General features: G+C 47.4%; 11 protein-coding genes. 6 read left to right on the forward strand and 5 right to left on the reverse strand.

What is annotated here, in order from left to right:
- The first annotated feature begins 86 nt into the window (after positions 1-86).
- The 3 genes from yebS (at position 87) to rsmF (ending at position 5,439) form a co-directional block, all read left to right on the forward strand.
- A complete protein-coding gene (gene yebS, locus CTZ24_RS11365) occupies positions 87-1,331 on the forward strand; it encodes a paraquat-inducible protein A (RefSeq protein ID WP_208723565.1) in 1,245 nt (414 codons plus the stop codon).
- Positions 1,300-3,939, forward strand: coding sequence for a PqiB family protein (locus tag CTZ24_RS11370; RefSeq protein ID WP_208723566.1), 2,640 nt, complete (start codon positions 1,300-1,302; stop codon positions 3,937-3,939). Before yebS ends, CTZ24_RS11370 begins: the two co-directional genes overlap by 32 nt.
- An 81-nt stretch (positions 3,940-4,020) precedes the next feature.
- Positions 4,021-5,439: a 16S rRNA (cytosine(1407)-C(5))-methyltransferase RsmF gene (gene rsmF, locus CTZ24_RS11375; protein ID WP_208723567.1), complete on the forward strand. Its 1,419-nt coding sequence runs from the start codon at positions 4,021-4,023 to the stop codon at positions 5,437-5,439.
- A gap of 3 nt (positions 5,440-5,442) precedes the next feature.
- Here rsmF and CTZ24_RS11380 read toward each other — a convergent pair whose 3' ends face one another.
- Positions 5,443-6,090 carry a metallophosphoesterase gene (locus tag CTZ24_RS11380; RefSeq protein WP_021182988.1) on the reverse strand — a complete coding sequence of 216 codons (648 nt, stop codon included), beginning with the start codon at positions 6,088-6,090 and terminating at the stop codon, positions 5,443-5,445.
- Positions 6,091-6,634: 544 nt separating this feature from the next.
- Here CTZ24_RS11380 and CTZ24_RS11385 point away from each other — a divergent pair.
- Positions 6,635-6,913, forward strand: a complete 279-nt coding sequence (locus CTZ24_RS11385; protein WP_208723568.1) for a hypothetical protein — start codon at positions 6,635-6,637, stop codon at positions 6,911-6,913.
- A 46-nt stretch (positions 6,914-6,959) separates the two neighbouring features.
- Here the strand turns inward: CTZ24_RS11385 and CTZ24_RS11390 are convergent, their stop codons facing one another.
- The 3 genes from CTZ24_RS11390 to CTZ24_RS11400 all read right to left on the reverse strand — a co-directional run bounded on the left by CTZ24_RS11390 (position 6,960) and on the right by CTZ24_RS11400 (position 8,052).
- Complete coding sequence (locus CTZ24_RS11390; RefSeq protein WP_021182986.1) at positions 6,960-7,127, reverse strand: hypothetical protein; 168 nt, start codon at positions 7,125-7,127, stop codon at positions 6,960-6,962.
- Between the two features lie 82 nt (positions 7,128-7,209).
- Positions 7,210-7,536 carry a hypothetical protein gene (locus CTZ24_RS11395; RefSeq protein ID WP_208723569.1) on the reverse strand — a complete coding sequence of 109 codons (327 nt, stop codon included), beginning with the start codon at positions 7,534-7,536 and terminating at the stop codon, positions 7,210-7,212.
- A 306-nt stretch (positions 7,537-7,842) separates the two neighbouring features.
- Positions 7,843-8,052 (reverse strand): hypothetical protein, encoded by a 210-nt coding sequence (locus CTZ24_RS11400; protein ID WP_208723570.1) that lies wholly within the window; start codon positions 8,050-8,052, stop codon positions 7,843-7,845.
- Between the two features lie 900 nt (positions 8,053-8,952).
- Between CTZ24_RS11400 and CTZ24_RS11405 the strand changes: the two genes are divergently transcribed.
- Complete coding sequence (locus tag CTZ24_RS11405) at positions 8,953-9,975, forward strand: acyltransferase family protein (RefSeq protein WP_208723571.1); 1,023 nt, start codon at positions 8,953-8,955, stop codon at positions 9,973-9,975.
- Between the two features lie 676 nt (positions 9,976-10,651).
- Positions 10,652-11,290, forward strand: coding sequence for a hypothetical protein (locus CTZ24_RS11410; RefSeq protein WP_208723572.1), 639 nt, complete (start codon positions 10,652-10,654; stop codon positions 11,288-11,290).
- A 28-nt stretch (positions 11,291-11,318) separates the two neighbouring features.
- On the opposite strand, the gene CTZ24_RS11415 is transcribed toward CTZ24_RS11410, so the two are convergent.
- The coding region (locus CTZ24_RS11415; protein ID WP_208723573.1) for an integrase core domain-containing protein at positions 11,319-11,579 on the reverse strand (261 nt) is incomplete at its 5' end.

Consider the following 11,579-nt stretch of genomic DNA (forward strand, 5'->3'; position numbering starts at 1 on the left):
TTGATGCCACGACAGCTGTCTCAGCCAGCTAGCGCTGTATGACATGCCGGTAACAGTAACAAACGATGGGCCACTTGCGTCACCCTATGAAAATTCACGCTATCAGCCAGACGTTGCCCCACGCACGTTATCAGCGTTGTCCGCAATGCGATACCCTTTTTTCCTTACCGGATGTTAAATCGCATCAGGCTGCCCACTGCCCGCGTTGCAATGCCCGAATTCAGAGCGGTTTTGACTGGTCAATGACACGTCTTACCGCTATGGCCGTTACCATGCTGGTGCTGATGCCCTTCGCCTTTACCCTGCCGCTGGTGGATATCCGTTTGCTTGGGATGCGTATCAACGCCAGTCTGTTGGAAGGCGTGGTTCAGATGACGCAGCAAGGCGATGTGCTGACGGCATCGATCGTGGCGTTTTGCACCATTGGTGCGCCGGTCACCCTTGTGGCGGGCATCAGCTATTTAGGCATCGGTCATGCGCTCGGGATGAATTTGCGTCCGGTGTTGTTGATGCTGGAGAAATTAAAAGAGTGGGTAATGCTGGATATCTATCTGGTGGGTGTCGCGGTGGCATCAATCAAAGTCCAGGATTACGCCACACTGGAGGTCGGTTATGGCATGGTGGCCTATATCGCGCTGACGGTTCTCAGCGTTCTGACCCTGATCCACCTCAATGTTGAACAGTTGTGGGAACATTATTACCCGCAATCCGTACCGACCTCGCCTCCCGAACAATGGCAGGTCTGCCTGAATTGCCATCACACCGGTGTGGCTGACAATCGCGGACGCTGCACCCGCTGCCACACGCCGCTGGATTTTCGCCGTCGCCATAGCCTGCAAAAATCCTGGGCGTCGCTGATTGCCTCCATTGTGTTGTTGATCCCTGCTAATCTGCTGCCGATTTCAGTGGTTTACGTCAATGGTGCCCGGCGCGAAGATACCATTTTCTCCGGCATTCTCGGTCTGGCCTCGGGCAATATCCCGGTGGCTGCCGTGGTATTTATTGCCAGTATTCTGGTGCCGTTTACCAAAGTGTTGGTAATGCTGACGTTATTGCTCAGTATCCACTTTAAATGTGAACAGGGGCTGAAGACCCGTATCCGTCTGCTGCGCGCCGTAACCTGGGTCGGCCGCTGGTCGATGCTCGATCTGTTCGTCATTTCTTTAACCATGTCGCTGGTCAACCGTGATCAGCTGCTGGCTTTTACGATGGGACCCGCCGCGCTCTACTTTGGTGCGGCAGTAATCCTGACCATTATGGCTGTTGAGTGGCTTGACAGCCGCCTGATTTGGGATGCACATGCAACAGGAAACGCCGACTACACCGACTAGCGCTAATCTGCGTAACAAACGCAAGATTTCGCCGTTCTGGTTATTGCCCATTATTGCCCTGCTGATTGCCGCATGGCTGCTGTGGACCAATTATCAGGAACGCGGAACCATCATCACGATTAACTTCCAAAGCGCGGACGGCATCGTGCCGGGGCGCACGCCGATTCGTTATCAGGGCGTGGAAGTCGGTACGGTACAGGGGATCGTGCTGAGTGATGACTATCACAGCATCCAGATCAAAGCCAGTATCAAAAGCGACATGCGTGATGCGCTGCGCGACAACACGCAGTTCTGGCTGGTCACCCCCAAAGCCTCTCTGGCGGGTGTTTCCGGGCTGGATGCGCTGGTGGGCGGTAACTATATTGGCATGATGCCTGGCAGCGGTAATCCACAGGAACATTTCACCGCGCTGGATACGCAGCCGAAATATCGCGTAAATACCGGTGAATTGTTGATCCATCTGCACGCCCCCGATCTGGGTTCGCTCAATACTGGCTCGCTGGTCTACTACCGCAAAATCCCGGTTGGCCGGGTCTATGACTACAGCATCAATAGCAACACCGATGGTGTGACTATAGATGTACTTATCGAGCGTCGTTTCATTAACCTGGTTAAAAAGCAGAGCCGTTTCTGGAACGTCTCGGGCGTGGATGCGGATGTCAGCCTGAGCGGGGCTAAGGTGAAGCTGGAGAGTCTGGCGGCATTGGTGAACGGTGCCATCGCCTTTGACTCACCGGATGAGGGTCAACAAGCGGCAAGCGATGAGAACTACACGCTATATCCCGATCTGGCCCAAAGCCAGCGGGGCGTGCAGGTCAGCCTTGATTTACCCAGTGGTGATAACCTGAAAGCCGACAGTACCCCATTAATGTATCAAGGCCTGGAAGTCGGCACCTTAACCAAACTCAATCTACTTCCTGGCGGTAAAGTCACCGGTGAGCTGACCGTTGATCCTTCCGTTGCCGGTCTGATGCGCAGTGGTACACGCATTGAGATGCGTTCGCCGAAGATAAGCCTGACTGACACCAACCTCAGCAGCCTGCTGACCGGTAATACCTTTGAATTGATCCCCGGCGAAGGCCAACCGCAGGACCACTTTAGTGTGCTGCCAGCCAGTGAATCGTTGCTGCAAAAACCTAACGTTCTGACCTTAAAACTGAACGCCCCTGAGACCTATGGCATCGATGCCGGTCAACCGCTGATGCTTTATGGCATGCAGATTGGTCAGGTGATTTCACGTCAGTTGGATGAACAAGGCATCAGTTTTGTGGTGGCGATTAATCCGGAGTATCGCCATCTGGTACACGCTGACAGTAAATTTGTTGTCAATAGCCGTATCAACGTTAAATTTGGCCTGGATGGCATGCAGGTGCTCGGTGCCAGTGCGCGTGAATGGGTGGACGGCGGTATTCGTCTGATTCCGGGTGCGAAAGGCAACCCGGACAGTCACTATCCACTGTATGCCGATGCTGAACGCGCCGAGGAAGGCATCATTGGCGAGCAGCCTCCTGCCACCCTGAAACTCACCGCCAACAGCCTGCCTGATGTGCAGACCGGTTCGGTGGTTTTGTATCGCAAATTCCAGGTCGGTGAAGTGGTAGATGTGGTTCCTCGCGCCGATGCATTTGAAATTTCGATACATATTGAACCTCAGTACCGCAAACTGTTAACCAGTGAAAGCGTGTTCTGGGCGGAAGGCGGTGCCAAGGTTCAGTTAAATGGCAGTGGTCTGACGGTACAAGCTTCGCCGCTGAACCGTGCGTTAAAAGGCGCCATCAGCTTCGACAATTTGAGTGGGGCACAGGCGGCCAAAGGGGTTAAACGTATCCTGTACCCGTCTGAAACGGCAGCGCGTGCTGTGGGTAGCCAGATTACGTTACATACTTTCGATGCCAGCAAACTTGCCGCAGGCATGCCGATTCGTTATCTCGGTATCAATGTCGGCCAGGTCGAATCATTGTCGCTCAGTGCCGATAACAACCAGGTCGTGGCAAAAGCGGTGCTGTATCCCGAATATGTGCAGGACTTCGCCCGAATTGGCAGCCGCTTCTCCGTGGTATCTCCACAGATTTCGGCAGCCGGTGTTAATCACCTCGAAACCTTGCTCCAACCCTATGTCAACGTCGATCCCGGCAAAGGGGCGCAGTCACGGACGTTCGAGCTTCAGGACAGCACCATCACCGATTCCCGTTATCTTAACGGCCTGAATATCTTCGTTGATGCAACCGAAGCCGGTTCGCTCTCCGTCGGTACTCCGGTGCTGTTCCGTGGCGTGGAAGTCGGTACCGTTACCGGTACTTCGCTGGGCAACATGGCGGACCGTGTCCAGGTAGCTCTGCGCATCAGTAAGAAATATCAACATCTGGTACGTAATAACTCGGTGTTCTGGCTGGCATCCGGCTACAACCTGAATTTCGGCCTGATTGGCGGTGTGGTGAAAACCGGTACTTTCCAGCAATTTATTCAGGGCGGCATTCAGTTTGCCACACCACCAACAGTGCCACTGGCTCCGCAGGCAGGTGCCAACAAACATTTCCTGTTACAGGATGAAGCGCCGAAAGACTGGCGCAATTGGGGCACGGCAATTCCCGACCCCGCACAACCGTAAGCAAATCGGGCAGCCTGGCTGCCCGATTCTTTTTCGCGTGTTACACTTCGCGCTCTGTTTGTTTTCCCCCGGAAGAAACCCGTGTCCGAACGCTTTCCAGAAGATTTCCTTGCGCTGATGCGCACCAGCTTGTCTGACGAGACTGAAATGCAACGCTTTCTCGCGATCAGTCAACAATCCTTACGTCGCAGCTTGCGCGTCAACACGTTAAAAATTAGCGTGCATGATTTTCTCGCCCAAACTTCAGATTATGGTTGGCAGCTCACGCCGATCCCCTGGTGCAAAGAAGGCTTCTGGATTGAACGCGACGATGAATCGCTCCCGCTCGGCAGCGTGGCTGAGCATCTCAGCGGATTGTTCTACATTCAGGAAGCCAGCTCAATGTTGCCAGTAACGGCATTATTTGATGCGGCTCCTGATGCCCATCAGGTGATGGATGTTGCTGCGGCACCGGGTTCTAAAACCACACAAATGGCGGCATTGATGCACAATCAGGGTGCCATCCTTGCTAATGAATATTCCGCCAGCCGGGTCAAGGTCTTGCATGCCAATATCAGCCGCTGTGGCGTCAGCAACGTCGCTCTCACCCACTTTGATGGCCGGGTTTTTGGTGCTGCGTTACCGGAACAATTTGATGCCATCCTGTTGGATGCCCCCTGTTCCGGTGAAGGCGTGGTGCGCAAAGATCCTGATGCGCTGCGCAACTGGACACTCGCCAGCACGGAAGAGATTGCCGCCACCCAGCGCGATCTTCTCGACAGCGCCTTTCATGCGCTACAACCCGGTGGAACGTTAATCTACTCGACCTGTACCCTTAATCAGATTGAGAATCAACAAGTTATCAGCTGGTTGCAGCAACGCTATCCCGATGCGGTTGAAATCGTTCCTCTGGCTGGCCTGTTTACCGGGGCGGAACAGGCGCTGACACCGGAAGGTTTTCTGCATGTATTCCCGCATATCTATGATAGCGAAGGGTTCTTTGTTGCTCGCCTGCGCAAAATTGCCAGTCTGCCCGCATTGCCGACACCCAGCTATAAAGTGGGTAAACTGCCCTTCTCTCCTGCCAGCAGAAAATTGAACGCTGAAGTGCAGCAAGCCGCCGCGAAAGTGGGTTTGCGTTGGGAGGATAATCTTCAGTTATGGCAACGCGATAAAGAACTATGGCTGTTCCCGGCGGCGCTGGAAAGCTGGTTGGGTAAGGTACGCTTTTCACGCATTGGCCTGAAACTCGCGGAGACTTTCCCCAAGGGGTATCGCTGGCAGCATGAAGCCGTGGTTGCGCTGACACAACCGGATAACGCGTTGTCGTTTGCACTGACGGAAGCGGAAGCGGAAAGCTGGTATCGCGGTCAGGATATCCATCCGGAAAATTTACCTGAACGCGATGAAGTTCTGGTGACCTACCAGCAACAAACGCTGGGGCTGGCAAAAAAAGTCGGGAATCGCATCAAGAATAGCTATCCGCGCGAGCTGGTTAGAGACGGTCGTCTGTTCCGCTAACCGCTATTGCAACTGTACCAATGTCAACCGGTTGCCAAACACGGCACCGGTATCAATGTAGTGTTGATTGGCAACGTTGAGCGGTTGCTCCAGCGGCGTATGACCAAAGTAGAAATCACTGGCTCCATCAATCGCCATCGTGTTACCCCGTTGATGCCGTCCCAGCCGGTCGCGACTCCACACCACCTGATGCCAGTCCACCTCCTGTCCCAGTTCATAGTGGCTGGCAGGATAATCAGCGTGCGCAATCACCACCACCCGATCCCCGAGCTGAAGATGTAAAATCAAGGGTAATTCCACGCATTGCTTCAGCGCGTGGCGTGCAGCAATCAAAGCAGTGCCACGTAGCTGCCAGAACCATTCACCACCATTCATAACCCATAACATCGGATCTTTGCCTTGCAGAGCAGCGATAGCCATCTGTTCGTGGTTTCCACGCACACAGCGAAACCAGGGTTCTTTAAGTAATTCAAGACAACCGGGACTGTCCGGCCCGCGATCGATCAAATCACCGACAGAAAGCAATAAATCCTGCTGTTTATCAAACTGGTGCAGGATCAGCTGTGAATCGAGCTGGGTGCGACATCCGTGTAAGTCACCGACTACCCAGATGTTACGCCACGCTTTTGCATCGACCGTTTGGTAAAACATAATGGTCTCCTGAAAGCTGGTTTACTGGAAGTTTAGTGATTACGGCATAAAGTATAGCCTGGCGGCCTGTAACCACCGGGGAGGAAGCGTGAACAGTCGGAAACAGTTTATTGGGATTCTGGTGGTGATTTTTATCGGCAGCCTGTTGCTGCTTGAAACCCTTGCGCGACTGGTGCATTTGCTGGTGGTGGGATAAATCAGAGAGGTCGGCCTGACTAAATTCAACAGCGGCTGCTTCCTGCAGCCCTGATGAATGCCCCTTCCGGCGCTTATCTCCGGCACTCATTAAAGGTGTTAGCTCTGCGAGGGACGGGAAGTAATGTAAACCTTCGGAGTATTCCGAACAAGTTAAATGATATTAACAATCATTCTCATAATCATTCCCCATAAAGGCCGTGTAATAATCAGATAATTCATGCAGTTAAAAGCATTCCGCTCAGTAACATCTGCCTGAGAATTCCGCAAGATTGGTTAGCATCTTCAGACACATATCCAGCGCATCTTTTGCCAGACTTTACCTGAGGTTGTTTGAAGGAGTAAGCCGATGAAAGATTATTATAAAATCGATTTGGAAGACTTCATGCAGAGCAATAAGGTTTTGATTGGTGAGATTAAAAGTAAAGCGCCAGTTTACGCCGATGATATGGGGCTGGATGAAGTGCAGTACATAAACCGTGAGATCAAACGCGCCCATCTGGATTATGTCGAAAGCCTGGGAGTGAAAGACCCTTACGAATACTACATATCCCGGCATGAAGAAGATCGCCCTCTGGCTGAGCAGCTTATTGCCCAGCACCGAAATTCACTTCATACCGCTCGATAACTCACATCACTTTTGCCACACCACAGGTGTGGCAATGTGTTATCAGCTAACGCGTGATGAAGAAAATAGCAGTCATAAAACCGATAAATAATACCGCGAAGGTAATAAATCCCAGGCGTGGCGATTTTGCCCGGCCAACCAACGCGGAAATAAACACACATAACAGGGTTAATGTGCCAATCATCACCCAGAGAAGATATTGTGTATTTGCCATCGAGAATCCTTGTATGCAGGCAACCATTTTTTAGCGCCACTCTTATACCATCTTTTGACCGCCAGAGCATGTCGTGCTGTGATTAGCCGGTCTGAGAATCCTGGCAACGAATCGCTTTCAGTGCTTCAAGCTGTTTAAGACGTGCGCTCACTTTGCTATTTGCTTTCGCTTTAGCAATACCGTTTCCGATGCCAAAATCGCCCACGAACCCAATGACCGTCAGGGCATCAAATTCACCGGTTTTATCGATTTGTTGTTGCGTCATGTGTGCTTTGGCAATTTCGGACTGCAAAGCCTTGCAATCATAAGTACTGGCTTCTTTATCAGTTACCGCAGGGGCTTGCGGATAGCGCTTAAGCGCACAGCCACTGAGAAGTAGTACAACCAGCAGGCAATGAGGTTTATACACAGAAGTTGTCCTGAAATAAAAACGGAAACTATCAAGCTAACAGGAACGGTCCACTCACGCCTGAATTTCTTCGTGAAATATCCGTAATCGCCATCTTGACTTAGATTTTCTATGTATTGAGTAGATATGTTAAAGTATAATAACAAGAGGACGACCTTGCGTTGAATTCTGGTTCAAGGTGACATGCCATCATTCAACTGATTTTACAGAGAGGGTTATTCGCTTAACTAAGCGATTATGTCGAATCTACCCCAATAAAAAACCGCCCCAGCGGGCGGTTCAATATTTGCCATTGTAAACGATATCTTAGTACCCAGCACGGATGAAATAGGCAATCATCTCGACAGACCTCACCGAAACAAATTTTTCGGGATGATTATCTTGTTCATTACTCGAACTGAGCACATTAACTTCAAGCAAGCATGAACGATCAGCAGAATCTCTCAATTTATAGACTTCAAACATTCCAGGATTGGATACTGGTTCACGTTCTGGAATCCCTATCAAAAAGTTCATGGCAATCTCCTTATCACAAGGAAGATAGAATAACCTTGGGAATACTCCCAGTTAAGCAGAAAAACCTCTCTTTAACTTTAAATTTTCTTAACTAAGAAGCTAACTTGGTTAATAATCCGTCAGCTACCCGTTCAGAAATAGCATAGCCTCGCAGTTTCTTCAGCCAGATTTCGAGCAGCAGTGTCCCCTTCTCTTATTAAGGCTGGCTGGCAAATGTGCGGAACATTGTCTTACTATTCCGGTCGAGAAAAGCGGATACCAATTTATGATTGGCGATACAACAAGGCCTGTGCTGGCACAGTCCTTCACACATTTACCAATCGATGAGTAAGACATTCCCTGGATAAGCGATCATAAGTTAACTGAGGGATGTTACAAATAATTACATTTGTTTTTACAGACCAACCAGTGTTAGCAGACCTTCACAGATTTTGCCTTTAGTGCCACGAAGTGAATGTTCAGAATTGCAAGGTGTGATCGCTCATGCAAACAGAAAGAAACACATTCAAATTGTTGAAATTCATTGAATTTAAAGAAGATAATCCACATCACTACTTCTTTTTTGGTTAAAAAAACCAATTCTAAGCAGCTTTTCATCGCTTCAGGACAGGTGTTCTCAACTTGAGTCACCACACTTACCCTTCAATTCTGATGCGACCTACACATCTCAGGTATTAAGGACATTTCGCCCCATTCCCCGAGAAAGCGCCCATCAGTAAGTTAAGGGGAGAACAAAATGCAAGCTTTTCGTTAGCATTACGTGCGATTTATGTATGCCAGTAGCTTGAAGTTTGATGTAACCATTACGACAGCCCGTGAGTAAGTGGTAGGATTAATCCTAATTTTGTTACAGAAATAGTCAGTATTAACGTTAAGAACGTCATAAGGAATGCATCTGAAATGCATAGAAATAACTGCTTTGATATCGTTAGATTATTCGCTGCTTACATGGTTATATATAGTCATCATCACACATTTATGTCACTGCCAGATCATGTATTCAGGGGACTTCTGACCTTAGGTGGATTGTCAGTCGCAATTTTCTTCTCTGTTTCTGGATTTCTCGTCACTCAGTCATTCCAAAGAACACCGAATTATATTGGATTCATGACAAAAAGAGTCAAAAGGATATTCCCGGCTCTTATCGTGTGCTCATTTTTGATGATATATATAATTGCACCTTTTTATCAAAAAGATGCAATTAATTATATATTCAGCTCAGATGCATTCTCATATTTCATGAGAATCTCAATGATGCTACCGGTTAACGTCCCAGATGTTTTTGCGGGATATAAATTCGAAGGCCCAATAAATGGCTCTCTCTGGACATTAAGTATGGAGTTTGCGTGCTACCTGGTTTTAGGATTCATGCTTTGTTTAAGCAACACATGGAAAACCCCCGCAATATTTCTCATTATATTGATTTCTCTGAATATATTATTAAACAAAGAAGCAATGGATGCAATATGGTACAGCATATCAGTAGGCTGGATGCTGAAGTTCGGAATTTGTTTCTTTTTTGGATCTCTGCTTTCAATGACAATAGATAAATGGAATGAGAAGAAAATAAAAACCACATTACTGATCATTTCCATCTGTATCTTATATATTATGAAAGGCACTACAGAAATTACCACCCTGGGATATATGGCAATTACGTTTATTACACTGGCGATTGGCGTGAGTTTTAAAGATTCGATGATAGGTGGGAAGTTTGATATATCCTATGGCGCCTACATTTATGCCTGGCCAGTTCAGCAAATAATTGCAAATCAGACAAGTTTAAGTCTTTATCCAAGTATGATCGCTTCTCTATGCATAACATCACTACTCGCATGGGCTTCATGGAACTTTGTAGAGAAACCGTTTATCAAGGCAAAAAAAGTCAATATTGATGACACGTCATTGACGCCGGTCATGTAAACCAGAAAATAACTGGCGAACTTATCTTAATCATAAACTCGCCAGTTACGCAGTGATAATAATAAGATCAATTCTATTGTGCTTATTTTCCGTTCAGTTGCTTTGGAATCAAATTCCGCAATGATGTCTTTCATTTAAAAATCCACGCCCCGTCGACTGTATGAAGTGACAAAGTCCCCCAGGGCTGCTAGACCATGTAAGCATAGCTATGACCATAAATCCCTGATTCGGATAGCTACATTTACTTAATGAGAAGTGATTTTTCCATAATGTTCAATTAGTTAATGCGCAACATTAACTTGAACATAAAAAAAGACCGAATACTTTTATAATTTAATACAATCAATAAGTTACGAACTGGCGTGGCTGTAAATTGGCTCTATCCAATCCTAAGTTCCATTATCTTACTGTTAGAATCTTAAACGCTTTATTTTTCAAAATCCCACATAAACCATCTGGTTTATTTTCCTAAAACACATATTCATTTGGAAAATAACCTTTTCAACATAAGCAAAAAACGAATAATTTAATTAAAATCATATAATTACCCTTGAAAAAGTTGAATAGCGATCCAAGTCAAGTTAACAATAAAATAGTAACGCACTGTTAATTTATCCGCTATAAATTAATTGCCACTTGTAAGTATCCACTTAGCCATAAATGAATGAGGTCATATATGACACATAAATACCCCGATACTTCAATGAGTTACAACTCCCTTCTAACATTAGATGGAGCGCGAGAAGAGTTTAAGCAAAAGAACGGTGATGCTGCAGTTAAAAGAATGCTAGAAGAAATAAAAACTTTTGAAGCCAGCGATTTTTTTGGTGTAAGACTTCTCCACAAACACAATGATATAAACAATAACGAAATAATGTTTGAATATTCTCATATTGATGGAGATGAAATTTTTTTAGTAACTGAAGCAACAACAAATAACAATACAAAATCAACTATAAACAGTTGGCTATTCGAAAAAGGCAAGGCAATCCCTTTAGAATACTCAGACACGTTGATTATAGAAGATGCAAATAACTTCAAAGAATCTAATCAATTACTGTCATCTCTTGCAAGGATCGCAAATGAGATGAACGTCTCACACATTTTAGGCCCATGCATGAATTATAGTAGATATATCTATGACAGGATACCCGAGTCTGATTCGGTTTTTTGGGAGAAAACTGCTTTAAATAAAAAAGCGAATGTAATCCAGTGCGTTTCCAGAGAAAACATTGACAGAAACAATAGCACAGAGACGAAATGGGCACTTAGGAAAAGCAGTGAAAATGATAATGAATTAGTCGTATGGATTTGACCCTATATATCCAGACGCCTTTTCTCTCTTACGGTTGTGATAACTTTCTGCGTATATATTCCCGCGGCGAGCGATATCCCAGCGCGCTGTGCGGGTGATGTTCGTTGTAATGACTGAACGCCTCCGCCAGGTTCATCACCGCTACCTGGCTGTCCGGTTTTGGCATCACACTGATGTAATCCCGCTTTATCGTTTTCACGAAGCTTTCTGCTATGCCATTGCTTTCCGGGCTACGAACTGCGGTCGTACATGGCTCAAGCCCCAGCATCCGGGCGAACGCCCGCGTTTC

The sequence above is a fragment of the Pantoea phytobeneficialis genome, from assembly GCF_009728735.1.
Classification (GTDB): domain Bacteria; phylum Pseudomonadota; class Gammaproteobacteria; order Enterobacterales; family Enterobacteriaceae; genus Pantoea; species Pantoea phytobeneficialis.

Coding starts and splice junctions, on each gene's coding strand:
- CTZ24_RS11405 (WP_208723571.1), top strand. CDS start 8,953: ATGCATAGAAATAACTGCTTTGATATCGTTAGATTATTCGCTGCTTAC.
- CTZ24_RS11400 (WP_208723570.1), bottom strand. CDS start 8,052: ATGAACTTTTTGATAGGGATTCCAGAACGTGAACCAGTATCCAATCCT.
- CTZ24_RS11390 (WP_021182986.1), bottom strand. CDS start 7,127: ATGGCAAATACACAATATCTTCTCTGGGTGATGATTGGCACATTAACC.
- CTZ24_RS11370 (WP_208723566.1), top strand. CDS start 1,300: ATGCAACAGGAAACGCCGACTACACCGACTAGCGCTAATCTGCGTAAC.
- CTZ24_RS11410 (WP_208723572.1), top strand. CDS start 10,652: ATGACACATAAATACCCCGATACTTCAATGAGTTACAACTCCCTTCTA.
- CTZ24_RS11380 (WP_021182988.1), bottom strand. CDS start 6,090: ATGTTTTACCAAACGGTCGATGCAAAAGCGTGGCGTAACATCTGGGTA.
- yebS (WP_208723565.1), top strand. CDS start 87: ATGAAAATTCACGCTATCAGCCAGACGTTGCCCCACGCACGTTATCAG.
- CTZ24_RS11385 (WP_208723568.1), top strand. CDS start 6,635: ATGAAAGATTATTATAAAATCGATTTGGAAGACTTCATGCAGAGCAAT.